This window comes from Streptomyces regalis, assembly GCF_001509475.1.
Lineage (GTDB): Bacteria > Actinomycetota > Actinomycetes > Streptomycetales > Streptomycetaceae > Streptomyces > Streptomyces regalis.
Genome location: NZ_LLZG01000209.1, coordinates 1 through 25,616, shown reverse-complemented (window position 1 = coordinate 25,616; position 25,616 = coordinate 1). Strand labels below are relative to the sequence as shown.

Annotated in this window: 17 protein-coding genes and 1 pseudogene; 8 read left to right on the top strand and 10 right to left on the bottom strand. The window is 69.7% G+C overall.

What is annotated here, in order from left to right:
- Positions 1 to 27: 27 nt before the first annotated feature.
- Both ADL12_RS58540 and ADL12_RS22335 read right to left on the bottom strand, forming a co-directional pair.
- Positions 28 to 671: pseudogene (locus tag ADL12_RS58540) on the bottom strand (aldehyde dehydrogenase family protein); the annotation flags it as partial.
- Between the two features lie 479 nt (positions 672 to 1,150).
- On the bottom strand, positions 1,151 to 1,798 hold the full coding sequence (locus ADL12_RS22335; protein WP_062704457.1) for a hypothetical protein: 648 nt from the start codon (positions 1,796 to 1,798) through the stop codon (positions 1,151 to 1,153).
- Between the two features lie 421 nt (positions 1,799 to 2,219).
- Between ADL12_RS22335 and ADL12_RS22330 the strand changes: the two genes are divergently transcribed.
- From ADL12_RS22330 to ADL12_RS22310, 5 genes are read left to right on the top strand one after another with little or no spacing between them, the layout of a single operon-like run.
- Positions 2,220 to 5,060 carry a nitrate- and nitrite sensing domain-containing protein gene (locus ADL12_RS22330; RefSeq protein WP_062704456.1) on the top strand — a complete coding sequence of 947 codons (2,841 nt, stop codon included), beginning with the start codon at positions 2,220 to 2,222 and terminating at the stop codon, positions 5,058 to 5,060.
- Positions 5,057 to 5,494, top strand: coding sequence for a roadblock/LC7 domain-containing protein (locus ADL12_RS22325; protein WP_062704455.1), 438 nt, complete (start codon positions 5,057 to 5,059; stop codon positions 5,492 to 5,494). The genes ADL12_RS22330 and ADL12_RS22325 overlap by 4 nt, the downstream gene beginning before the upstream one ends.
- A 9-nt stretch (positions 5,495 to 5,503) precedes the next feature.
- Positions 5,504 to 5,899, top strand: coding sequence for a DUF742 domain-containing protein (locus tag ADL12_RS22320; RefSeq protein ID WP_062704454.1), 396 nt, complete (start codon positions 5,504 to 5,506; stop codon positions 5,897 to 5,899).
- A 24-nt stretch (positions 5,900 to 5,923) separates the two neighbouring features.
- Positions 5,924 to 9,565, top strand: coding sequence for a hydantoinase B/oxoprolinase family protein (locus ADL12_RS22315; RefSeq protein WP_062704453.1), 3,642 nt, complete (start codon positions 5,924 to 5,926; stop codon positions 9,563 to 9,565).
- Entirely contained in the window at positions 9,546 to 10,151 is a 606-nt protein-coding gene (locus ADL12_RS22310) for a GTP-binding protein (RefSeq protein WP_062704452.1), read from the top strand. Before ADL12_RS22315 ends, ADL12_RS22310 begins: the two co-directional genes overlap by 20 nt.
- Positions 10,152 to 10,279: 128 nt before the next feature.
- Here ADL12_RS22310 and glpK read toward each other — a convergent pair whose 3' ends face one another.
- The 5 genes from glpK to ADL12_RS22285 form a co-directional block, all read right to left on the bottom strand.
- Complete coding sequence (glpK, locus tag ADL12_RS22305; protein ID WP_062704451.1) at positions 10,280 to 11,791, bottom strand: glycerol kinase GlpK; 1,512 nt, start codon at positions 11,789 to 11,791, stop codon at positions 10,280 to 10,282.
- Between the two features lie 22 nt (positions 11,792 to 11,813).
- On the bottom strand, positions 11,814 to 12,539 hold the full coding sequence (locus tag ADL12_RS22300) for an MIP/aquaporin family protein (protein WP_062704450.1): 726 nt from the start codon (positions 12,537 to 12,539) through the stop codon (positions 11,814 to 11,816).
- Between the two features lie 485 nt (positions 12,540 to 13,024).
- Positions 13,025 to 14,677 (bottom strand): GGDEF domain-containing protein, encoded by a 1,653-nt coding sequence (locus tag ADL12_RS22295; protein WP_062704449.1) that lies wholly within the window; start codon positions 14,675 to 14,677, stop codon positions 13,025 to 13,027.
- Between the two features lie 167 nt (positions 14,678 to 14,844).
- Entirely contained in the window at positions 14,845 to 16,035 is a 1,191-nt protein-coding gene (locus ADL12_RS22290) for a lipid-transfer protein (RefSeq protein ID WP_062704501.1), read from the bottom strand.
- Positions 16,032 to 16,457, bottom strand: a complete 426-nt coding sequence (locus ADL12_RS22285) for a Zn-ribbon domain-containing OB-fold protein (protein WP_062704448.1) — start codon at positions 16,455 to 16,457, stop codon at positions 16,032 to 16,034. Before ADL12_RS22285 ends, ADL12_RS22290 begins: the two co-directional genes overlap by 4 nt.
- Before the next feature lie 292 nt (positions 16,458 to 16,749).
- Between ADL12_RS22285 and ADL12_RS22280 the strand changes: the two genes are divergently transcribed.
- On the top strand, positions 16,750 to 17,286 hold the full coding sequence (locus ADL12_RS22280) for an NUDIX domain-containing protein (RefSeq protein WP_062704447.1): 537 nt from the start codon (positions 16,750 to 16,752) through the stop codon (positions 17,284 to 17,286).
- Between the two features lie 2 nt (positions 17,287 to 17,288).
- Here the strand turns inward: ADL12_RS22280 and ADL12_RS22275 are convergent, their stop codons facing one another.
- Positions 17,289 to 19,655, bottom strand: a complete 2,367-nt coding sequence (locus ADL12_RS22275) for a glycoside hydrolase family 31 protein (protein ID WP_062704446.1) — start codon at positions 19,653 to 19,655, stop codon at positions 17,289 to 17,291.
- Between the two features lie 211 nt (positions 19,656 to 19,866).
- Between ADL12_RS22275 and ADL12_RS22270 the strand changes: the two genes are divergently transcribed.
- Both ADL12_RS22270 and ADL12_RS22265 read left to right on the top strand, forming a co-directional pair.
- Entirely contained in the window at positions 19,867 to 21,834 is a 1,968-nt protein-coding gene (locus tag ADL12_RS22270; RefSeq protein ID WP_062704445.1) for an acetoacetate--CoA ligase, read from the top strand.
- Between the two features lie 182 nt (positions 21,835 to 22,016).
- Complete coding sequence (locus tag ADL12_RS22265; RefSeq protein WP_062704444.1) at positions 22,017 to 22,910, top strand: hypothetical protein; 894 nt, start codon at positions 22,017 to 22,019, stop codon at positions 22,908 to 22,910.
- A gap of 72 nt (positions 22,911 to 22,982) precedes the next feature.
- On the opposite strand, the gene ptsP is transcribed toward ADL12_RS22265, so the two are convergent.
- The gene (gene ptsP / locus ADL12_RS22260) at positions 22,983 to 24,653 is read right to left on the bottom strand and encodes a phosphoenolpyruvate--protein phosphotransferase (RefSeq protein ID WP_062704443.1); all 1,671 of its coding nucleotides are present in this window, start codon (positions 24,651 to 24,653) and stop codon (positions 22,983 to 22,985) included.
- Between the two features lie 99 nt (positions 24,654 to 24,752).
- A complete protein-coding gene (locus ADL12_RS22255) occupies positions 24,753 to 25,202 on the bottom strand; it encodes a PTS sugar transporter subunit IIA (protein ID WP_062704442.1) in 450 nt (149 codons plus the stop codon).
- Between the last annotated feature and the right edge of the window lie 414 nt (positions 25,203 to 25,616).

Sequence of the window (25,616 nt, the reverse complement as noted above, 5' to 3'; positions counted from 1 at the left end):
GGGTGGTGAGCGGCTGCTACCCGGGTGTCAGGCGAACCACCCCTGCAGAGAGGGATTGGTCCAGCGCCAGATGTGCTTCGCCACGCGGAATTCGGTGAGCCCCGAGGACCCGAGTTCGCGTCCGAAGCCGGACTGCTTGAAGCCGCCCCACTCGGCCTGCGGCACATAGGGGTGGTAGTCGTTGATCCAGACCGCGCCGAGCCGCAGCGTGGTCACGACGCGTGCGGCCCCTGGCCTCGTCGCTCGTCCGCACGGCGCGGCGAGTCCGTGGATCGTGTCCTCACGTTCAGTCGGTGGAACAACTCGACGGACTTGGAGACATCCGCCCCGGACCTCCTCGCCGAACTCGGCGCCGTGACCGACGTAGTACTGGGCCGCGTAGCCGTCCGTGAACTTCGGAAGCACGTCACGTCTGTCAGTGGGGGCGGATGGTGGCGCAGCGCTGGCACTCCATGAAGTTCTCGACGATCAGCTTCCAGTTGGCCTTCACGTCATGGGTGATGCCTTTGCCGACGGCGAGGCGCTCGGTGCCGTAGTGCTCCATCGCGGTCGCGTCGCCGGGGCATTCGAAGGTGGCGTACACGACGCTGGTCCTCGAAGGAGGCTGGCTCACCAGCCAGGCATGCCCAGGCGTAGCCCCGCCACTCACACAAGGACACATTGATCAACCCGAGCCTCTTGGACGGACTCGTCCGGAACACGAGACCGGATGCGTGCGAGTCGGAGCTGCCGGGGTGGGCAAGGGGCCTCTTCGAGGGTCGTGACGTCGGTCCAGCCGCGCGCTCAGCTCGACGGCGAACAACAGCCGACGATGCCGGCGCCGACGGCGCGCGGGGCCTGCTCGGTCGGGTTGCGGCCAGCTCGCGGGCCGAGGCCAGGGCGGGGACACGGCCCACGTCGCCGAAGGCGCGCTCACCGAAGGCGCACTCGCCGACGGCGCATCAGTCGGCGAGGGGATCCTCGCCCTGCACGAACGGGACGGCAGGACGACTGCCGAACTCTCCGTCGACCTGGTGCCGGGCCGACCGCTGCGGGACCGCTCAACGGACCCGGGGCCCAGGCCAGGGCACCCTGCACCCGGCTCAAGCTGGCTTGGCAGAGCCACTGGGGCCCGTCCGTCAGCCCCCGGTCCTTTGTCGTTCAACCGCGCTCAGGAATGCGACAGCTGGCCGGCCCCGCCCCGATGGCGTATTCGCTCCTGAGCGCGCTCGGCCTCCCGCGTCTGCCGTCGCGCCCGGCGGCGCTCGCGTCGCAGGGCGCGCGCCGTGCTGCTCGGCGTCGAGACCACGCCATTGCGCTGGTTCCACACCTGGCGGGTCACCCAGACGTCGAGCGCGCCCCAGGTGGCCACCACCGTGCTGACCACACTGCTGATCAGCATCGGAAACGCCAGCCACGACCCCGCCAGGGTGCACAGGAAGGCCACCATCGCCTGTATCAGCGTCACCGCGATGATCAGCACCGCGCGCACCGACGCCGTCCGCACCGGATCCGGGATCCGGCGCCGCCGGGCGGGCTCCTCGACCCACAACGGCCGGTACGCCGAACGCACTTGGGCCGCCCAGTCGCGGGCGGCCCCGGCCATGCTCTCGCCAGTCGCCGCCATGCCTTCGGAGCCGTCCGGAACGTTGCGCTCGTCCGCCGTCACCGCACTCGCGCCCACCGGCACCTCGTGGCCGCCCATGGCCCGGCGTCCGTCCGCCGGAATGTCGCGATCCAGCGCCTCGGGGCTGCGCCTCGCCGTCACGCGCGCAGCCGCCCTGTCCTCGGGCGCCTCGCGCCGCTCCGCCGTGCCCATCACTGTGTCACTCCCCACCGCCGGCAGACCGCTTGCCCCGTGTCCGAAGACGCGGCTCCCCAGTGGCTGCCCGGCTTGCGCTGTTTTACGCCGCCCGGGGACTGGATGCGGCTCCTGTGGCTCATTCCGCCCCCATTTCCCATAGAGAAGGACGATCGACGCGTGCCGAAGATTCCCGAGGAAGATAAATTTCTGGCCAACTGGCCTGGGAGACCGGCCGGATCCGTCCTCTGCGGTGTCGCGGGATCACGGGAGGCAATCTCCCGCAATGGCCGGACAACTCCCCATGTCTCGTCGCGGGTGCGGAAGTTCAGGCTCCGGATGCCTCTTCGAGTTACTTGTGCGTCGGTAGTAGGCTCGCGCCAATTGTTGACGCACATGTGTGCCCCCTGACCAATGGGGGTTTGAGCTGGGGGAGGCCATGCGCTTTCGCGGGAAGTCGATCCGCCGGAAGATGGTGGCGCTGCTTCTCGTGCCGCTGGTGTCCCTGACCGCGATCTGGGGTTTCGCCACGGTACTCACGGGGCGAGGTGTGGCCCAGCTGTTCACGGTGTCGTCCCTCGTCGAGAAGATCGGCTACTCCACCGAGGACGCCGTCCGCGTCCTGCAGCAGGAACGCCGCCAGGCCCTCGTCTATCTCGCCGACCGCCGGGCCTCGGACGCGCTGTCCGCGCTGCGGGAAACCCGGAGCGCCACCGACGCCGCAGTCGCCGAGATCCGCAACAACGCCAAGGACCCCGACGTCCGTGACGGGATGGACGAGGGTGACGCCGAGCGCCTCACCGCCGTCCTGGACGCCTTCGACGGCATCAACTCCCTGCGCCGCAGCGTCGAGGACGGAACGGTGACCCGCTCCCAGGCCCTCGGCCTCTACAACCGGCTCGTCGACCCCTGCTACGCCCTGCTTGGCTCCCTCGACGGGATCGACAGCGTGGCGATGGACAAGCAGGCCCGCGCTCTTCTCAACGCGACCCGCGCCCGCGAACTGCTCTCCCGCGAGGACGCGTTGCTGAGTTCCGCCCTGGTGGTCGGGAAGCTGTCCCGCGAAGAGATACGCCAGGTCTCCGACCTCGTCGCCCAGCGCACCCTCATGTACGACATCAGCCTGGCGGACTTGCCCTCGTCCGAGCGTGAACGCTACAGGCGCTTCTGGGACAACGCCTCCACAGCTCCACTGCGCGTCGCCGAACAGGCCGTCATCCTGTCCCAGGCAGGTAGGCCCAGCAAGGTCGACGCCAAGAGTTGGGACACCGCCGCCGGCAGTGTCCTCGACGAGCTCAGCAAGCTCAACGACGAGGCGGGCGCCCGCTATCAGGACCGCGTCAGCCCGGTGGCGATGGGCGTCATCCTGAAGGCCGCCGTCGCCGGCGTCCTCGGGCTGCTCGCCCTGCTGTTCTCTCTCTTCCTGTCCGTGCGCATCGGCCGTGGCCTCATCCGCGATCTTCGGCAGCTGCGACTGGAGGCGCACGAGGCGTCCGGCGTACGCCTGCCCAGTGTGATGCGGCGACTCTCCTCCGGCGAACAGGTCGACGTCGAGACCGAGGTACCGCGCCTGGAGTACGACAAGAACGAGATCGGCGAGGTCGGCCAGGCCCTCAACACCCTGCAGCGCGCCGCCGTCGAGGCCGCAGTCAAGCAGGCCGAACTGCGCGCCGGCGTGGCCGAGGTCTTCGTCAACCTCGCTCGCCGAAGCCAGGTCCTTCTCCACAAGCAGCTTACGCTCCTCGACACCATGGAACGCCGGACCGAGGACACCGACGAACTCGCCGACCTGTTCCGCCTCGACCACCTGACCACCCGTATGCGCCGGCACGCCGAGGGCCTGGTGATCCTCTCCGGCGCCGCCCCCTCCCGGCAGTGGCGCAAGCCCGTCCAGCTCATGGACGTCGTACGCGCCGCGGTCGCCGAGGTCGAGGACTACGAGCGCATCGAGGTCCGTCGTCTGCCCCGCGTCGCCGTCACCGGACCGGCCGTAGCGGACCTCACGCACCTCGTGGCCGAACTCCTGGAGAACGCCACGGTGTTCTCCCCGCCGCACACCGCAGTCCAGGTGCTGGGCGAGCGGGTCGCCAACGGCTTCACCCTCGAGATCCACGACCGTGGCCTGGGCATGGCTGCCGACGCTCTGCTGGACGCCAACCTCCGGCTCGCCGAGACGCCCGAGTTCGAGCTGTCCGACACCGACCGGCTCGGCCTGTTCGTGGTCAGCCGGCTCGCCCAGCGGCAGAACGTCCGGGTCTCCCTGCAGCCGTCGCCGTACGGCGGTACCACCGCCGTCGTCTTCATCCCCGACGCGCTGCTCACCGACGACGTCCCGGACACCAACGGCATCGGGTTCCGTCTCGACCGGCCCACGCCCTCGAAGGAGGCCGAGCTGGAGGAGGCGCGCCGCGCCGCCCTCGCCCACGTGCCCGCCCGCGTGCCCGGCCTGCCTGCCTCGCTTCTGGACGGCCCGGTCGAGTTGGAGCCCCCGGTCGACCTGGACGCGCTCAGCGATTTCCCGGACGCGCTCGACGACGAGGACAGCGAACGAGGCGGCCTCTTCCGCCCACGCCGCGCCCTCACCCATGTGGAGGACGAGGCGTCGGGCTCGCTCGGCGAACACCCGGTCACCGGCATCCATGGCGGATCGGACCGGTCCGACAGGGACGACGAATTGAGCGCCCCGGTCCCGCTGCCCCGCCGTCGGACGCCCAAGCTGGTCAGTTCGCACGGACGCCCGGTCACCGAGCAGCGTTCCCGGCGAGAGGAGGCGGACACGGACCCTTCGACAGGCCCGAGCAGCCCGGAGCCGAACGGCCTCGCTCCGCTGCCGACCCGCCGTCGCGACACAGGACCCCGCGGAGAGCTGACCGGCGCCCCGGACCGGACCGGCGACCGAGCCGACACGCCGACCAGCCACGACCGCGGTGAGCCGTCGGAGCCCGCAGCCCTCCCGAAACGCACACGGCGTGCTGCGATCGCATCGAGCGGCACCGACCGCCCCGTTCCGAGCACGGCCGCCGCACAGCAGGAGAGCGGTTCAGGCTCGGGTCCGCTGCCCCGGCGCGTACGACAGGCCAGCCTGGCTCCGCAGCTCAAGCAGGGCCCCGCTCGGCGCGCCGAGGAGAGCACGGAACTCGCCGAGCGGGACGCGGACGAGGTACGCAGCCGAATGGCCTCGCTCCAGCGCGGCTGGCAGCGCGGCCGCCAGGAGAACGCCGCGGGCGACGACGCCCACAGCGGCACAGCACAAGGAACGACTAAGGGGGACGGTCGATGACCGCACCGAAGGCGACCGGCCACACCGCGACCAACCAGTCCGGCGAGCTCAACTGGCTCCTCGACGACCTGGTGGACCGCGTCGCCAGCATCCGTAAGGCCCTTGTTCTCTCCGGCGACGGCCTGCCGACGGGGGTGTCCAAGGATCTGACCCGCGAGGACAGCGAGCATCTGGCCGCCGTCGCGTCCGGATTCCACAGCCTCGCCAAGGGCGTGGGCCGCCACTTCGAGGCGGGCAACGTCCGGCAGACCGTCGTCGAGCTCGATGACGCCTTCCTGTTCGTGACGGCTGCAGGCGACGGCAGCTGCCTCGCCGTGCTCTCGGACGCCGACTCGGACGTCGGCCTGGTCGCGTACGAGATGACGCTCCTCGTCAAGCGGGTCGGAGTGCATCTGGGTACCGCTCCGCGCACCGATCTGCCCGCAGGCGGGTAGTGGGATGGCATGAGCGCTGACGGTCAGGGAAGAAGCCACTGGTTCGACGACGAGGCCGGGCCGGTCGTCCGTCCGTACGCCATGACGCGCGGCCGCACCACCAGTGCGGCCCAGCACCGCCTCGACCTGATCGCGGTGGTCGTCGCGGAGCCGCACGCGGACGACCCGGAAGCGGACTCGATGCTGGCCCCGGAGCACGTGGACATCGTCGAACTGTGCCGTGATGCCCCGCAGTCCGTGGCCGAACTCTCCGCCGAGCTCGACCTGCCCATCGGAGTCGTACGGGTTCTCATCGGGGATCTGGTGGACGCGGAATTCGTCCATGTGAACCGGCCCGTACCGCCTGCCGAGCTGGTGGACGAGAGTATTCTGCGCGACGTGATCAACGGCCTGCGGGCGCTGTGAGCGGCGTGGAAGCGGGGTAGTGACGTGACAGGCTGGCAGTTCTGGGTCGACCGTGGCGGCACTTTCACGGACATCGTCGCGCGACGCCCGGACGGCCGTCTGATGACACACAAACTCCTCTCGGAGAACCCGGCGCGATACGCAGACGCGGCTGTCGCGGGCGTACGCGAACTGCTGGACGGCTCCCAGGACCACCCCATCGAGGCCGTCCGGATGGGCACGACGGTTGCCACGAACGCCCTTCTCGAGCGCAAGGGCGAGCGGACCCTGCTGGTCATCACCCGCGGCTTCCGCGACGCCCTGCGCATCGCCTACCAGAACCGGCCTCGCATCTTCGCGCGCCGCATCGAACTCCCCGAGCTGCTGTACGAACGGGTCGTCGAGGTCGACGAACGCATCGCTGCCGACGGCACCGTCCTGCACACCCCCGACCTGGACGCCCTTGCCGGTCCTCTGCAGGAGGCGTACGACGACGGGATCCGCGCAGTCGCCGTGGTCTGCATGCACAGCCACCTCCACCCCGCCCACGAACGGGCCGTGGGCGAGCTCGCCGCCCGTATCGGCTTCCCGCAGATCTCGCTGTCCAGCGAGGTCAGCCCTCTGATGAAACTCGTCCCGCGCGGGGACACCGCCGTCGTCGACGCCTACCTCTCGCCCGTGCTGCGCCGCTACGTCCAGCACGTCGCCGACGAGCTCGAAGGCGTACGGCTGATGTTCATGCAGTCCAACGGCGGTCTCGCCGAAGCAGGGCAGTTCCGCGGCAAGGACGCCATCCTGTCCGGCCCGGCCGGAGGCATCGTCGGCATGGCACGCATGTCGCAGCTCGCCGGCTTCGATCGCGTCATCGGCTTCGACATGGGCGGCACCTCCACCGATGTCTCGCACTTCGCCGGCGAGTACGAGCGGGTCTTCACCACACAGATCTCCGGCGTCCGGCTGCGCGCGCCCATGCTGGACATCCACACCGTCGCGGCCGGCGGCGGCTCGGTCCTCCACTTCGACGGGTCCCGCTACCGCGTAGGGCCGGACTCGGCGGGCGCGGACCCGGGACCCGCCTGCTACCGGGGCGGCGGCCCGCTCGCGGTCACCGACGCCAACGTCATGCTCGGCCGCATCCAACCCGCCCACTTTCCCAAGGTGTTCGGCCCCGAGGGCGACCAGCCCCTCGACGATGCCCTCGTCCGTGAGCACTTCACCGCCCTCGCGCGCGACATCCGCGAGCAGACCGGCGACGACCGCACCCCGGAGCAGGTCGCCGAGGGCTACCTGCAGATCGCGGTCGCCAACATCGCCAACGCCGTGAAGCGGATCTCCGTCCAGAAGGGCCACGACGTCACCCGCTACGCCCTCACCACCTTCGGTGGTGCGGGCGGCCAGCACGCGTGCATGGTCGCCGACTCGCTCGGCATCCGCACCGTCCTCGTGCCGCCCATGGCCGGCGTCCTCTCCGCGCTTGGCATCGGCCTCGCCGACACCACGGCCATGCGCGAACAGTCCGCCGAGGCGCCCCTGGAGGCCACCTCCATGCCCGGCGTCCTGAAGACCGCGGACGACCTCGAATCCGCCGCCCGCGCCGAACTCCTCGACGAGGACGTGCCCGAGGACCGCATCAAGGTCACCCGCCGCGCCCAACTCCGCTACGACGGCACCGACACCACCCTCACCGTCGAGCTCACCGAGCCGGACACGATGAGGCGCACCTTCGAAGAACGTCATCGCGCCACGTACTCCTTCACCCTCGACCGCCCGATCGTCGTCGAAGCCCTCTCCGTCGAAGCCACCGGCATTACCGAACCCCCTGATCTCTCCGCTCTCGCCCCCTACGAAGCCACCCCTGAAGGCAGCCCGGTCACCCCGCGGACCGTCCGCCTCCACACGGGCGGCACCTGGCGCGACGTACCCCTCCACCGCCGCGAGGACCTGCCTCCCGGCCAGACCGTCACCGGCCCGGCGATCATCACCGAGGCCAGTGCGACGACCGTCGTCGACGACGGCTGGCAGGCCGCGGCGACCGACGACGGGCATCTGGTCATAGAACGCGCGGCGATTACGCAGAGTTCCGAGATCGACACAGAAGCCGACCCGGTTCGCCTCGAGGTCTTCAACAACCTCTTCATGTCCATCGCCGAACAGATGGGCGCACGCCTCGAGTCCACCGCCCAGTCCGTCAACATCAAGGAACGCCTGGACTTCTCCTGCGCCCTCTTCGACCCGGACGGAAACCTGGTGGCCAACGCCCCGCACATCCCCGTCCACCTGGGCTCGATGGGCACCAGCGTCAAGGAGGTCATCCGGCGCCGCGGCCCCCGGATGCGCCCCGGCGACACCTACGCCGTCAACGACCCCTACCACGGCGGCACCCACCTGCCCGACGTCACCGTGATCACCCCGGTCTTCGACACGGCAAGCACGGAGGGTGACCGGATCCTCTTCTACGTCGCCTCCCGCGGCCATCACGCCGAGATCGGCGGCATCGCTCCCGGCTCCATGCCCGCCGACAGCCGCACCATCGAGGAGGAAGGAATCCTCTTCGACAACTGGCTGCTCGCCGAGAACGGCCGCTTCCGCGAGGAGGAGACCCTCCGCCTGCTCACCGAGGCGCCCTATCCCTCCCGCAACCCGAAGACCAATCTCGCCGATCTGCGCGCCCAGATCGCGGCCAACCAGAAGGGCGTCGACGAAGTCGCCCGCATGATCGAGAACTTCGGCCTCGACGTCGTCCAGGCGTACATGAAGCACGTCCAGGACAACGCGGAGGAAGCAGTGCGAGGCGTCATCGACGCCCTGGACGACGGCGAGTACGCCTACGAGACCGACTCCGGGGCTGTCATCCGGGTACGCGTGCGCGTGGACCGCGAGAACCGCTCCGCCACCGTCGACTTCACCGGCACCTCCGCGCAACTGGCAACGAACTTCAACGCCCCCTTCTCGGTAGTCAACGCGGCAGTCCTGTACGTCTTTCGCACGCTGGTCGCCGACGACATCCCGCTCAACGACGGCTGCCTGCGCCCCCTGGAGATCCTCGTCCCGCCCGGCTCCATGCTCGCTCCCGAACCACCGGCGGCGGTGGTCGCGGGCAACGTGGAGACGTCCCAGGCGATCACCGGCGCCCTCTACGCCGCACTGGGTGTCCAGGCCGAGGGCTCCGGCACCATGAACAACGTCACCTTCGGCAACGAACGCCACCAGTACTACGAGACCGTGGCTTCCGGATCCGGCGCGGGCGACGGTTTCCCCGGCGCGCCCGTCGTCCAGACCCACATGACCAACTCGCGGCTCACCGACCCAGAAGTGCTGGAGTGGCGACTGCCCGTACAGCTCGACGAGTTCGCCGTACGGCGCGGCAGCGGTGGCGCCGGCCAGTGGCGCGGCGGGGACGGCGCCGTGCGCCGCATCCGCTTCCACGAGCCCATGACCGTCTCCACGCTGTCCCAGCACCGAAGGGTCCCGCCGTACGGCATGGCGGGCGGCGCACCCGGCGCGCTGGGAGCCAACCGCGTCGTACGCGCGGACGGCACGACCACCGAACTTGCCGGAAGCGACTCGGCCGACGTCGGCCCCGGCGACGTACTCGTCATCGAAACCCCCGGCGGCGGAGGCTACGGCCCACCGTCGCCCGACCCCCATCAAGCAGGAGAAGAGATCGATGATCTTCGGGCGTTCTGAGCGTGGGAAGCCTCCGGTCGAGCCCGTCACGCTCAAGATCCTGGTGGCCGGCGGCTTCGGCGTGGGCAAGACCACTCTCGTCGGCGCGGTCAGTGAGATCAGGCCGCTGCGCACCGAGGAACTGCTCACCGAGGCCGGGCGCCCGGTCGACGACACGAGCGGTGTGGAGGGCAAGCGCACCACCACCGTGGCCATGGACTTCGGCCGCATCACCCTGCGTGAGGACCTGGTGCTGTACCTCTTCGGCACACCCGGACAGGAACGGTTCTGGTTCATGTGGGACGAGCTCTCGGAGGGCGCGCTCGGCGCCGTCGTCCTCGCCGACACCCGCCGCCTCGAGGACTGCTTCGCGGCCGTGGACTACTTCGAACGGCGCTCCATACCCTTCCTCGTCGGCGTCAACTGCTTCGAAGGAGCCTCCCGTTACCCGGCGGAGGACATCCGGCAGGCCCTCGATCTCGACGACGGCGTACCGCTGCTGCTGTGCGACGCCCGCGACCGGGAGTCCGTCAAGGAGACCCTCATCGGCGTCGTCCAGCACGCGATGGCCTACCAGGCGGACCGCCGTCAGACCGTGACCACCTGAAAGCCGGCGCGAGGGTGCGGCCCGTACCCCCGCCGACCGGGGTACGAGCCGCGGCTCATGGGCACGCGCGCGTGGCTCGAGCGGAACCGCAGGCACGCGTGCACCGATCACGGCTCTCGCCGTGTCCCTCAGGCCTCGCCGTCCTCCTGCCAGCCGAAGCTCTTCTCCACCGCCTTGCGCCAGTTGTGGTACTCGCGGTCACGCACGGCGGCAGTCATGGCGGGCGTCCACTCCACGTCCTTCGCCCAGTGCGCCTTGAGCTCGTCCAGGTCGTTCCACACGCCGGTGGCCAGCCCTGCCGCGTAGGCGGCACCCAGACAGGTCGTCTCGGAGACCTTGGGCCGGATCACGGGCACGTCGAGCACGTCCGCCTGGTGCTGCATGAGCAGGTTGTTCTTCGTCATGCCGCCGTCGACCTTCAGGGTCGTGATCTGCACCCCGGAGTCCTGGTACATGGCGTCCACGACCTCGCGTGTCTGCCAGCTCGTCGCCTCCAGCACCGCGCGCGCGAGGTGCGCCTTGGTGACATACCGCGTCAGTCCGGTGATGACACCGCGCGCGTCGGAGCGCCAGTACGGTGCGAACAGGCCGGAGAAGGCGGGCACGATGTACGCGCCTCCGTTGTCCTCGACGCTTGCCGCCAGGGACTCGATCTCGTCGGCGGTGCGGATGATGCCGAGCTGGTCCCGGAACCATTGGACCAACGCGCCCGTTATCGCTATCGACCCCTCCAGGCAGTACACGGGCGCCTCGCTGCCGATCTTGTACCCCATGGTCGTCAGCAGCCCGCTCTTCGACGGCACCGGCCGGTTGCCCGTGTTGAGCAGCAGGAAGCTGCCCGTGCCATACGTGTTCTTCGCCGTGCCCACGTCGTAGCAGGCCTGCCCGAACACCGCTGCCTGCTGGTCGCCCAGCGCGGAGGCGACGGGCACGCCGGACAGCTGCCCGACAGCGGTCCCGTACACCTCGGCGGAGGACTTGATCTCCGGCAGGACGGCCTCGGGCACGTTCATGGCGGACAGGATCGAGGAGTCCCACTGCAGGCTCTCCAGGTTCATCAGCATGGTGCGGCCGGCGTTGGTCACGTCGGTGACGTGGTGCCCGCCGTCCGTGCCGCCGGTGAGGTTCCAGATCAGCCAGGAGTCGATGGTGCCGAAGGCGATCTCACCGCGCTCGGCGCGGGCCCTGAGGCCGGGCACGTTGTCCAGCAGCCAGGCTGCCTTGGGGCCGGAGAAGTAGCTGGCCAGCGGTAGTCCGGTCTGCTCGCGGAAACGATCCTGCCCATCCGTGCCGCCGAGTTGGTTGCACAGCGCCGCCGTACGCGTGTCCTGCCACACGATGGCGTTGTGCACCGGCTTGCCCGTTGCGCGGTCCCACAGGACCGTCGTCTCGCGCTGGTTGGTGATGCCGAGGGCGCTGAGCTGGTCGGCGCGCAGCCCCGCCTTGGCGATCGCCCCCGCGACCACGGCCTGCACCTTGGACCAGATCTCGGTGGCGTCGTGCTCCACCCAGCCGGGCTTGGGGAAGATCTGGCGGTGCTCGCGCTGGTCGACGGCCACGATGGCGCCGTCCTGGTTGAAGATGATGCAGCGGCTGGAGGTGGTGCCCTGGTCGATAGCGGCGACGAACTTGTCCGTCATGACGTCCCCTTCGTGGGTTCCTTCAGAAGGCTGCGTTGAAGATGAGCCCGGACAGCACCCCGCCGATCAGCGGCCCCACCACCGGAATCCACGCGTAACTCCAGTCCGAGGTGCCCTTGTTGGGAATCGGGAGCAGGGCGTGGACGATGCGCGGGCCCAGGTCGCGGGCCGGGTTGATCGCGTATCCCGTGGGACCGCCGAGCGACAGACCGATGCCGACCACCAGGAACGAGACGATCAGAATCGCGGTGCCGGACACGCCGAGCCCCTTGGTCAGACCGAAGGCGAGGATCGGCAGCACCAGTGCGATCGTTGCGATGATCTCGGTGATGAGGTTGGCCACAACATTGCGGATCGCGGGCGCGGTGGAGAAGATCCCGAGGGTCGGCTGAGCGATGTCCTTGTCGGCGTTGGCCTGGAACTGCGCGAAGTAGACCAGCCAGCACAGCACCGCACCGAGGATCGCGCCGACCATCTGGCCGGCGATGTAGATGTGGACCTTGTCCCATACACCGGTGTCGATGGCGATCCCGATCGTCACGGCCGGGTTGAGCTGTCCTCCGGACAGGGGCGCGGCGGTGTACGCGCCGGCCATCACGCCGAATCCCCAGCCGAACGCGATGACGACCCAGCCCGCGTCCTTCGCCTTGGAATAGTTGAGTACGACGGCGGCGACGACTCCGGCCCCGAAGAGGATCAGGATCGCGGTTCCGATGACCTCACCGAGGAATATGTCTCCGTTGCTCATGGCGGCTCCTAGGCGCTGGCCGGGACGATCGGCCCCGGTTCTCCGTGCGGGGTGCGTTTCCCATGGCGACTTCAGCCGAAGGCAGGGAGGTCCCGCGCCCCGCCCGGGCGTCCGTGACGAGCGTGCCGTCGCAGCCGACTCGCCCGTGGGGGAAGGCAGCCATGGTCCAGGCGGAACCGCGCGGCGCAGTGCGTGGATACGCCGAGAATGTACGGCGATGTCGACCGACACCGGGAAGTGTTCACCGGCGTCCAGGGGGCGTCAAGGTCGCCGACGCCAACGGTTGGGGGCGCACCGACGGGTCACGGACCGTCACCGACACGGCTCGTGGCACGCCCGTTCGGAGGTGGGACGGGCTACGAGGCCCTGCTGAGACCGGCGGGAAGGCCAGTTCCTGCTGAACCCGGCAGGGGTCGAAGACCATGGCTGTGCTGAGGCCGTACGGACGCCCTTCGGCCTCCGACGACCTCGTAGGGGAAAGCGTCTCACCCCCTGCTCGGGTCCGCCACCGCCCACTCGGCCGGGGCCGTCGCCGCCGCCACGCCGCGAAGGATCTCGTGCCCGGACAGCCCCGCGCGGCCCAGCACCCAGCTCGCCCCGCTCAGTGACTTCGCGGCCTTCTTCAGCGGGGCCAGACAGGCGGCCGCCTGCCGGTGGTCCGTCACGCTCCCGGGCTCGCACAGGACCGTTGCCAGGGAGAGCGTGACGGGCCGTCCGCCCGCGGACCAGGGCGCGTCCAGCACGGAGGCGGCCAGCGGATTGAGCCCCTCCGGATCCGCGAGCACCAGGAAGTCGTCCCCGCCGATGTGGCCCACGCGGGTGCTGTCGGACGCCGCGTGCTGCAGCGCCCGTCCGACCGACCGGATCAGCTCGTCGCCCGCCGCGAACCCGGCCCCGTCGTTGACCTGCTTGAAGTGGTCCACGTCCAGCCAACTCAGCGCGAAGGTCCGCCCGTCCGCAATCCGCCGGTCCACCTCACCGGTGATCGCGTCCGAACCGGGCAGCCGCGTCAGCGGATTGAGCGCCGCGGCCTCCTCGACCCGGGTCTCGGCGAGCGCCCGGACGAGATCAGCGAGCCGTACGACGCCTACACACCGGCCGTACCGGTCGACCACGGCCACATCGTCCGAGGTGCGGTCCCGGCCGCCGACCGCGACCACGTCAAGCACCTCCCACGCGGTGGCGTCGACGCCCACCGTGCGCGGCGGATCTCCCAGCTTGGCCGCGGGCCGATCGGCGTACAGGGCATGGCCGTACCGTCCCGACATCGACAGCAGGAACCGGGAGCGGTGCACCGACCGCACCGGGATGCCGTTTCTGTCAACCAACAGCACGCCGGACACGTCCGGCGATCCGGTCAGCAGCGCTCGCACCTGGCCTGCGGACGCGGTGGCGGGCAGCAGTGCGGCCGGCCGCACGAACTCCCGCACCGACGGCCCCGAGCGTGGCGTCACCGCCAGTCCGGGGGAGCGTGGCGGAACGTATACCTCCGCGGCCGGCAGCCGAGCCGGGGGAGCGAACAGCTCCCCCTGAGCCAGCTGCGCACCGGCCGACCGCGCCGACGCGCACTGCAGCTCCGTCTCCACACCCTCGACGCACAGGAGCGCTCCCAACTGCTCGCACAGTGTCCGCATCGCCCGTACCGCCGCCGGTCGCGGCAGCAGGGACGCGTCGAGTTTCACCAGGTCCGGTGTCATGTCGGTGAGCAAGCGCAGCGGTACGTCCCCGTCGCCGATGCCGTCCGCACTGATCCGGAAACCCTGGTCCCGCAGCGCGCCGATCGCCTCCAGCAGTGCGTGCTGGGGCACGTGCGTGTACGGCGGACCGACGTCGATCGTCACCTCCCAGGGCAGTCGCCCCGCCGCGCGCACGGCGTCGTGCAGCGGCGTCAGTCCGCCCAGGTCGGCGAGGGTGCCGGCGAAGACGTTGACGTACAGCGGCAGTAACGTCTCCTTGCGAGCCGCCGCACGGAACGCCAACACGGCGAGCTGGCCGTCGAGTTCGGGATCGCGGCGAGCCTCGGCCAGGACGTCGCCGGTCTCCGGGCGGGCGAGTATCTCCAGCCCCGCGACTCCTCCGGTCGTCAGGTTGACCACCGGTTGGAAAGCGAAGCGGAGAGTATCCGTCCAGGAGGGCACGGGAGCATGATGGCGCCGCCGGCAGACGCCCGAGCCCAGTTCATGAGACGTTCACGCAGGATTCCGGGTGGGTCACACAGCGTAGACAGACCAGACCTTCCTTGGTCGTACAACGATGACACCACGCTCGTACAGCCGAACACTTGCCTCCGTCGCACCACCCCGCATCACCGCACCGCGATCACCGCCGAGCCATGCCCGAACAGCCCCTGATTCGCCGCGATCCCCACACGTGCCCCGGCAATCTGCCGGTCACCCGCGTCGCCCCTCAACTGCCAGGTGAGCTCGCAGACTTGGGCTATCGCCTGGGCCGGAACCGCCTCCCCGAAGGAGGCCAGCCCGCCGCTCACGTTCACGGGTATGCGGCCCCCCAGCGCCGTCACGCCCTCCCGCAACAGCTTCGCGGCCTCTCCCTCGCCGCACAGCCCCAGATCCTCGTACCACTGCAACTCCAGAGCGGTGGACAGGTCGTAGACCTCCGCGAAGGAGAGTTCTTCGGGGCCGATGCCGGCTTCCTCGTAGGCCGCGCGCGCGATCGACGCCCGGAAGGTCTCGGCCGCCGGTTGCACCGCCGCCGCGGAGTCCGTCGCCATGTCGGGCAGATCCAGGACCGTGTTGGGATAGCGCGGCGTCACGGTGGACACCGCCCGGATCCGCACCGGGTCCCGGGCGCCGTGCCGACGCGCGAACTCCATGCCGGCCAGCACCAACGCCGCCCCTCCGTCCGAGGTCGCGCAGATGTCGAGCAGCCGCAGGGGATCGGCGACCACGGCGGAGGCGGCGACCTCCTCGGCGGTGACCTGCTTGCGGTAGCGCGCGTACGGATTGAGTGCGCCCAAGGCGGAGTTCTTCACCTTGACCTGCGCGAAGTCCTCCGGCGTGTCACCGTGTACAGCCATCCGACGGCGCGCGTACAGCCCGAAGTACGCCGGATTGGTCGCACCGAGGACGCGGAAGCGCAGCCAGTCGGGATCGTCGGGCCGGTCGCCGCCGACAGGCCGGAAAAATCCCTTGGGAGCGGCATCGGCGCCCACGACGAGCACCACGTCCGCGAGCCCCGAAAGTATCTGAGCCCGAGCAGTGTTGACGGCCTGCGCCCCGGACGCGCACGCCGCGTACACGCTCGTGACCCGGGCACCCTGCCAGCCGAGCGCCTTCGCGAACGTGGCCCCGGCCACATACCCGGGATAGCCGCCCCGCACGGTGTCCGCACCGACGATCGACCCGATGTCCCGCCATCCCAGTCCCGCATCCGCCAGCGCCGCGCGGGCTGCCGCCGTCCCGTACTCGACGAAGCTGCGCCCCCACTTGCCCCAGGGATGCATGCCTGCGCCGAGCACCGCCACCTCTTCCGTCATGCCGTCACCCCCGTCGGCCGCCAATTCCAGGTCGTCCAGACCGTCTCGGTGTCCTCATGGAGCACACCAGGAACGATCTCCACCTCCATGCCCACCGTCAGATCGGCGACGGTGACCCCGGGAACCGCCTGTCCCAGCACCACGAGGCGCTCGGACTCCAGCTCCACAGCGATCAACGCGTACGGCTCCCACGGAAGTTCCGGATCGGTCACATAGGGTGACGGAGGTCGGTACCGGCTGTCCGTGTACGACCAAATGCGCCCGTGCCGCGAGAGCGGAACTTCCTCCAGATCGCCGCCCGGGCAGCCAGGGTTGCGGCAGTGGGAGTCCTCGCGTGGGAAGAAGACCGAAGTGCAGCTCGAGCAACGGGTGCCGAGGAGCCGGAAGTCGTCCCCGTCACCGGCGAACCACCCGGCGACCACAGGTGTGCGCGTACGTGGCATTGCCCCTCCTGGCGACAGATCTGACGGATCGTCAGAAGTGTGCCACGGCAGACCGGAAAGCGGCAGGGCGGCGCTTTGCGGGCGGAGTGCATCCGATCGCTTCCACGGCGGAACGCGTTCCTGACGGATGCAGCAGACAATGACACGGCTCTCGACCGCGACATGAGTACCGGCCACAGCCCACCAGGCCCTATGTTGCCCGGCGAGAGAGAAGGCACTAGTGACCGACCCCCGGAAGACGCCCTTCCGCTGATCGGATACAGTCCGCCGCGTGTCCGAAACTCAGCACTCCGCCCCCAACTCCGCCGCAGACTCCCACTGTTCGAGCTGCGGCGCGCCCTACGGAGAGGGCATTTCCGGCTGGCCCCGCACCTGCCCGTCGTGCGGAACCGTGGCCTACCGCAATCCGCTGCCGGTAGCGATCGCTCTGCAGCCCGTGTACGACACGAAGGGCACCGCCCTGGTCGTCATCACCCGAACCGTCGCCCCCGCGCGCGGAGGCATCGCCCTGCCCGGCGGCTACATCGACGACCGCGAGGACTGGCGGCAGGCCGTCGTACGCGAACTCAAGGAAGAGACCGGCATCGACGCGGCCGGCCGCGACGTACGTCTCGCCGACGCGATGAGCTCTCCCGACGGGCACCTGCTGCTGTTCGGCCTCCTGCCGGAACGGCCCGCCGATCGCCTACCGACGTCGGCCGCCACGGACGAGACCGAAGGCTGGCACCTCCTGCGCAGGGCGGAGGAGCTCGCCTTCCCGCTCCACACGCTGGCCGTACGAGCGTTCTTCGAGGGACGCTACGTCTGAACTCAACACTGGCCGAGCCCTCGTATGCGCACCGGACGAGGCGACGGGATCACGCCGTCCTCAAGCTCCCGCTCGACGACCAGCTCTCGGCCCTTCCAGCGGCTGACGTAACGCTCGATCTCCGGCTCGTCCCAGCCGTCACCCGCATCCGGCACCACCAGCCCGCCCCCGGTACGCCCCGGGGCGGGCGCCCACACCTCCAGTTCCAGCCTGCCGTCGTCCCCACGCGCGGGGACGACGGCCCCCGAGCGCGCGAGCACCGGGATCCGAGATAGGGGCGCCTCGACGAGAACCTGCCCAGGTCCCTCATACACCCGCTCCGTCGCCGTGTCGTACCAGCGCCCTCGCGGCAGCTGCACCGCACGCCGGTCGGCGCCCGGATCCAGCACCGGCGCCACCAGAAGGCAGTCGCCCAGCAGAAACGCATCCTCGCAGTCGCGCAGCGCGCGGTCGTCGGGCGCCGACCACCACAGTGGACGTACATAAGGCGCCCCTGTGCGCCGGGCCAGATGCGCCAGCGTCACGAAGTACGGCAGCAGCCTCCGACGCTCGACGAGCGCCACGCGTGCGTGCTCCAGCACCTCGGAACCGAACTCCCACGGTTCCCTGCGCCCAGCCCGCAGACTCGCGTGCGTACGGAACAGCGGCAAATAGGCGGCCAACTGGAACCACCGCAGATACAGCTCCGGCGACGGACTCCCGTCGAAGCCGCCGACGTCCGGCCCCGAGTACGGCACGCCGCACAGCCCGAGCCCCATGACCAGCGACAGCGACGCCCGCAGCCCGGGCCAGCCCGTGGCCACGTCCCCGGACCATGTCCCGCCGTAGCGCTGCATGCCGGCCCATCCGGAGCGCGAGAAGACGAACGGCCGCTCCTCGGGCACCAGCTCCCGCACCCCCTCGTAGCCCGCCCTGGCCATGCACAGCCCGTAGACGTTGTGCGCCTCCTGATGATCCCCGCCCCGCCCCTCCAAGGAGTGCCGGGCAGAACGCGGCAGCGTCGACTCCCCGAAGGCGGCGAACGAGGTCGGCTCGTTCATGTCATGCCAGAAACCCGAGAAACCCTGTGCCAGCCGTTCCTCGTACAGGCCACCCCACCACTCCCGTACGCGCGTGTGCGTGAAGTCCGGGAAGACCGCCTCCCCGGGCCAGACCACTCCCCGCACCAGCCGTCCCGAGGCGTCCCTGACGAACGCGTCCTCGGCCGTCCCGCTGTCGTACACGGCGTTGCCCGGCGCGGCCTTGACCGCCGGATCGACGATCGACACCAGGCGGATGCCGTCCCGCCGCAACTCGTCGGCGAGCTGCGGCAGTTTGGGGAAGCGCTCTTGGTCGACCGTGAACACCTGGTGCTCGTCATAGTGGTCGATGTCCAGATGAACCGCGTCCAGCGGCAGGTCCCGCTCCTGGTAACCCGAAACGATCCGCCGCACCTTCTGCTCGCTGCCGAAGCCCCACCGCGCGTGATGATGACCCAGCGCCCACGCGGGCGGCAGCGCCGCCGCACCGGTGAGAGAGGCCCAGACGAGCAGCACCCGCGCGGGCGCGCCCACGATCACCCAGCAGCGCAGTGGACCGCCGTCCATCCGAAGTTCGCTGACCCCCGCCCGGTCATGCCCTGAGCCGGCGCCCTCCTCGCCCTCCCGCAGCGTCACCGTGCCGTCCCACGAGGTGTCGTGGAACACCAGGTGAGTCCCCGCGTCGGCCACCACCAACTGCACCGGCATCGTGATGTACAGCGGGTCGTCGCCAGGACCGAACACGCGGCCGGGGTCGGTGTTCCACAACCGGTACGTTCCGTCCTTGAGACGAGGCCCGGACGCCCGCCCCCCGAGCCCGAAGAAACGCGCGTCCGCGGCCACCTCCGACCGCTGCATCCACCGTGCCGCCCCGCCGCCGACAGGTTCCCACCAACGCGGCGGCAGATCGCGGCGGAGTGTCACTCCACCGGGCGTCTGCACCTCCACGGCACCGTGCCGCGAGATGACGACCGTCACCCGCTCGGCCACGACCCGCCAGCCACCGTCCTTGTGGGGCTCCAGCATCGCCCGGGGATCCGGTTCCGGACAGCGGCCCGCCAGCGCGTACGACGGTTCGGGCGCGGCCCCGTCCCAGCCCCAGAAGACGGCGCCGTTCACGGTGACGGTGATGCGCAGCTCGGACCGGCTGAACCGGATGACACCCCCACCCGGACCGTGCCGCACCTCCTGCACAGGCCCGGGCACCCGAGCGCGCTCGGCACCCCGGGGCGGCAACCCCGCGGCGTCGGCACGCCTCCTGCGCCACGCCGCCCGTACGGTACGCAACCCCTGGGCCGCTCCCACAGAACCGACCACCCTCATCGAACGCACCAGGTCACGACCGTCCATGCTGCTCAGCCTGCCATTGTCCGCCCCACACGCGCGTGCCGTTCAACTGCCGTTCACCCGTGACGGGACCACATCTTCACGACACGGACTATGTGGGGCGCACCCTGGTGCAGAAGTCGATCACATGGCATCGTCCGTGTCATCCGCGTCACGCGCACACCCCGCCGTGCGCGGATGACGCACACGACGCGCACAGTCCGGGAGCCGCCCCATGTCGACCGTGAACCCCCAGCCGCTCTGGCAGCCAGATCCGCAGCGCATCGCCCAGGCTCGGGTCACCAAGTTCCAGGCCTGGGCCGCCGAAAACCACGGCGCCCCCGCCGAGGGTGGCTACGCGGCCCTGCACCGCTGGTCGGTCGACGAGCTGGACACCTTCTGGAAAGCCGTCACGGAGTGGTTCGACGTACGCTTCTCCACCCCCTACGCGCGCGTGCTGGGCGACCGCTCGATGCCCGGCGCCGAGTGGTTCCCCGGCGCGACCCTGAACTACGCCGAGCACGCCCTGCGCGCCGCCGCGACCCGCGCCGACGAGCCCGCCCTCCTGTACGTCGACGAATCCCACCAGCCCCGCCCCGTGACCTGGTCCGAGCTGCGCCGCCAGGTCGGCTCCCTCGCCGCCGAGCTGCGCGCCCTCGGCGTACGCTCCGGAGACCGTGTCAGCGGATACCTCCCGAACATCCCGCAGGCCGTCGTCGCCCTCCTCGCCACCGCCGCGGTGGGAGGCGTCTGGACCTCCTGCGCCCCCGACTTCGGTGCCCGCAGCGTCCTCGACCGCTTCCAGCAGGTCGAACCCGTCGTCCTGTTCACCGTCGACGGCTACCGCTACGGCGGCAAGGAGCACGACCGCCGCGACACCGTCGCCGAACTGCGCCGCGAACTGCCCACCCTGCGCGCCGTGGTGCACATCCCCCTCCTCGGCACCGAGGCTCCAGCAGGCGCCCTGGAGTGGTCGGCCCTCACCGCCGCCGACGAGGAACCCGTCTTCGAGCAGGTGCCCTTCGACCACCCCCTGTGGGTGCTCTACTCCTCCGGCACGACCGGCCTACCCAAGGCCATCGTCCAGTCCCAGGGCGGCATCCTCGTCGAGCACCTCAAACAACTCGGACTGCACTGCGACCTGGGCCCCGAGGACCGGTTCTTCTGGTACACCTCGACCGGCTGGATGATGTGGAACTTCCTCGTCTCCGGCCTCCTCACCGGCACCACGATCGTCCTCTACGACGGCAGCCCGGGCTATCCCGACACGGGCGCCCAGTGGCGAGTCGCCGAACGCACGGAAGCCACCCTCTACGGCACCTCGGCCGCGTATGTCATGGCCTGCCGCAAGGCCGACGTGCGCCCCGCCCGCGACTTCGACCTCACCAAGGTGCAGTGCGTCGCCACCACCGGATCACCACTCCCGCCCGACGGCTTCCGCTGGCTGCACGACGAGGTCCGCGACGACCTGTGGATCGCCTCCGTCAGCGGCGGCACGGACGTGTGCTCCTGCTTCGCGGGAGCCGTGCCCACACTGCCTGTGTACGTTGGCGAGCTCCAGGCCCCCAGCTTGGGAACCGATCTGCAGTCCTGGGACCCCAGCGGCGAACCCCTCGTCGACGAGGTGGGCGAGCTCGTGGTCACCAACCCCATGCCGTCCATGCCGATCTACTTCTGGAACGACCCCGACGGCAGCCGGTACCACGACAGCTACTTCGACACATACCCCGACGTATGGCGCCACGGCGACTGGATCACCGTCACCTCACGCGGCTCCGTCGTCATCCACGGACGCTCCGACTCGACACTCAACCGCCAGGGTGTGCGCATGGGCTCGGCCGACATCTACGAAGCCGTGGAGCGCCTCCCCGAGATCAAGGAATCCCTCGTGATCGGCATCGAGCAGCCCGACGGCGGCTACTGGATGCCCTTGTTCGTACACCTGGTCCCCGGAGCAGTGCTCGACGAGGCCCTCCTGAGCCGCATCAAGCAGACCATTCGCGAACAGCTCTCACCACGTCACGTTCCGGACGAGATCATCGAGGTTCCTGGCGTCCCGCACACTCTTACCGGAAAGCGCATCGAGGTCCCGGTCAAGCGCCTTCTCCAGGGCACACCACTGGAAAAAGCGGTCAACCCGGGCTCCATCGACAACCTCGACCTCTTGCACTTCTACGAGGAGCTCGCCCGCAAGCGAGCCTGACCGACGCCCGGCCTCGGACCAACCGAAGCACGGCGAATCCGGGGCCGGCCGCCGCCGACACCACGCCTCCGACCTGCAGGAATACGCGCCTCTCCCGGCCCACAGTCACCTCAGCCCGACGCCATTGTCAGTACCGCCGATTACTGTGAGTGAGCATTGATCGACTGCGCACAGGGGGAAACATGGTGCACACCGACCACCAGACGATGCGACGCGTCCTGCGCCGCGAGATCGCCGGCACGATCGGCCTGCTGACCGACGAGCACGATTTCCGTGCCATGCGGCGCTACCGCAGCTTCACCTTCGACGACCACAAGATCTATCTGCAGCAGATGGAGGCCCTCCTCAGGACACGGGCCTCCCAAGGCAGCCATACGACGATCGCCCTCTTCGACCCGGAGGAATACGCCGAGTTCTGCGCGGAAATGGGCCTCGACCCCGACATCCCGTCGAGCCGCACCCGCTTCACCGCTGAACTCGCGACCACCGGGCCCACCGTCCCCTACCAGGGCCAGCCCCTGGCAGACCTCGTCCCCGCCCTCGTCGACGAAGCGGTCCGACAAGCCACCTGGGAGTACGCGTCCACACTCCTGGCACGCCTCGGCGCCTGCGCCACCTGCGGCGAGGACATCGGCCGCGCGGGCTTCACCCGCGCCTCGAACCTCCTCGTCCGCATCCTGGATACGGCGCAGCCGGGCAACCGACACCTCGTCTGCAGCGTCACGGGAACCCCGGAACCCCTCACCGCCGTCCTGCACGCCGACGAAGACGCCCAAGGTGCCACCCACCTTGACGAGGCCGAACTCCTGGAATTCACGACCGTCCTTGCCCTCGGACTCGCCACCAAGAGCCCCGGCGGACTCGTCATGCGGACCAGCGCCCCCGACACATCCGACCAGATCTACGGATGGCGCCTGCGCGGAGACAGGCTGGAGCCCCTCACCGCAGGCGAGGTCTTCGACGCCTACTGCACCGACATCGAATCCGGAGACCTCATCTCGCCGGAATCAGGTGTCGACTACTGCATGCCGCCGGATCTCGGAGGTGAGGGAGCGCCGCCGGGACACCACCACTGAACGCAGCAGGGGCGCTCCACCCACAGGTGGAGCGCCCCGCACGAACGACGTGGAGCCGTTTCGCCTTTTCTGCTACTCGCCGGACAGAACCGCCTGAGCGGCGTTGCGTGCCTCCTCGGCGCTGTCCGCAGCCCGCGCGGCCGCAGCGGCACGCTCACACTGCGCCAGCGTGTACTTCGCCAGCGTCGCCCGGACGTAAGGAATCGATGCCGACCCCATGGACAGGGAGGTGACACCCAGACCGGTCAACACACACGCCAGCAGCGGATCGGACGCCGCCTCACCACAGACGCCACAGCTCTTGCCCTCGGCCTTCGCCGCCTCGGCGGACATCGCGACCAGGTCGAGCAACGCGGGCTGCCACGGGTCCTGCAGCCGGGACACCGCACCCACCTGACGGTCCGCGGCGAAGGTGTACTGCGCGAGGTCGTTCGTCCCCAGCGACAGGAACTCGACCTCCTGCAGGATCGAACGCGCCCGCAGCGCGGCCGACGGAATCTCCACCATCGCCCCGAACTTCGCCTGGAGCCCGGCCGCACGGCACGCGTCAGCGAACGCCTTCGCATCGGCACGGTCCGCCACCATGGGGGCCATGACCTCGAGGTAGACAGGCAGCCCCTCCGCCGCCTTCGCGAGTGCCGTCAGCTGGGTGCGCAGCACTTCGGGGTGGTCCAACAGCGTCCGCAGACCACGCACACCCAGTGCCGGGTTCGGCTCATCGGCCGGCGTCAGGAAGTCCAGCGGCTTGTCCGCGCCCGCGTCCAGCACACGTACGACGACACGCCCCTCGGGGAATGCCTCGAGAACCTGCCGATAGGCCTCGACCTGCTTCTCTTCCGAGGGTGCCTTCTTGCTGTCGTCGAGGAAGAGGAACTCGGTACGGAACAGACCGACACCCTCAGCGCCCGCCTCGACGGCGGCCGGGACGTCGGACGGACCGCCGACGTTGGCCAGCAGCGGCACTTTGTGCCCGTCGGCGGTGGCACCCGGACCTGTCGACGCCGCGAGCGCCGCCTTGCGCGCGGCGGCAGCTGCCTCCAGCTCCGCCTTCTTCTCGTCGCTCGGGTTCACGAAGATGTCGCCGGTGCTGCCGTCCACGGCAATGAGCGTGCCCTCGGCGAGCTCACCGGCACCCGGCAGCGCGACCACGGCGGGCACACCGAGCGCCCTCGCCAGAATCGCGCTGTGACTGGTCGGCCCACCTTCCTCGGTGACAAAGCCGAGAACGAGGGCCGGGTCCAGCAGCGCCGTGTCGGCCGGGGCAAGGTCGCGAGCGACAAGGACATAGGGCTCGTCGCTGTCCGGGACACCCGGCATCGGGACCCCGAGCAAGCGAGCGACGATACGATTCCGCACGTCATCGAGGTCGGCCACACGACCCGCCAGGTACTCACCGGCACCCGCCAGCAGCTCGCGGTACGCGGCGAAAGCGTCGTACACGGCACGCTCGGCCGTGCTGCCGACGGCGATACGGCGGTCCACATCCGCCATCAGCTCGGGATCCTGGGCCATCATGGCCTGCGCCTCGAGCACCGCCTGGGCTTCGCCCCCCGCCAGATTGCCGCGCGCCATCAGGTCGGCTGCCACAGCCTCCACGGCCTTGCGGGCACGCCCCTGTTCGCGCTCCGCTTCCTCCGCCGGAATCTGCTTGGCAGGCGGCTCGAGTACCGCCGTTCCCATGTGCCGAACCTCGCCGATGGCCACACCGTGGCTCACGCCGACGCCTCGCAGCGTTGTCTCCATCTCACCCGTCTCCGATAGTGCGGCGGGTCCCGCCGCCGCGGTGGTTGTCGTCCCTACTTGCCGTCATTCGACACTTGCCGTTATTCGACGGCGCCGATGTCACTTCCAGACGAAGAGACTGTCGCCGGCCTTCACATCACCGTCGTCACGAAGATCGGAGAGAGCCTCGGCCGTGGCCTCGAGGGCCACGATCGGGCACACCGGGGACTTACCGGCTGCCTCAACGGCTACCGGGTTCCAGCGCACGATGCCCTGACCGCGGGTAACGGTGTCGCCCTTGCTCACAAGGAGCTCGAAACCCTCGCCGTTGAGCTGCACGGTGTCGATACCGAGATGAGTGAGCACACCGTGCCCCTGATCGTCGACAACGACAAAGGCGTGCGGATGGAGAGAAACGATGACCCCATCCACGGGCGACACGGCCTCGGAGGGCTCACGCACGGGGTCGATCGCGGTGCCCGGGCCGACCATGGCCCCGGAGAAGACCGGATCCGGCACGGATGCCAGTCCGACGGCGCGTCCTGCCAGTGGGGACGTCACGGTGGTCATGGGAAGCCTCCCAGGGGTGGAGATCGATATGGGCCGTCGCTGCCTGTGCCGGACGGCGCACTGTTCAGCAGGGTATGTCACATGAAGTGCAGGTTCCGTGCGAGCACTTCGGAGTGGTCTAGACCATACCCCAAGTCGATTTGCCCCCGCCTCACGGCTGCGTGTACAGTCGTACTCCTGCTTGGGGTTGAGCGACGCAACTACGCGTCCTGGCCCGGCAGCACCCAACTTGTCAGATCCTATCTCGGGGTCGTCTCCTGCATGCTCGCAGGACGGTGGTCAGAGAGTCGGAAAAACACTGATAGAGTTTGGAACACCGAAGGGAAGCGCCCGGAGGAAAGCCCGAGAGGGTGAGTACAAAGGAAGCGTCCGTTCCTTGAGAACTCAACAGCGTGCCAAAAATCAACGCCAGAT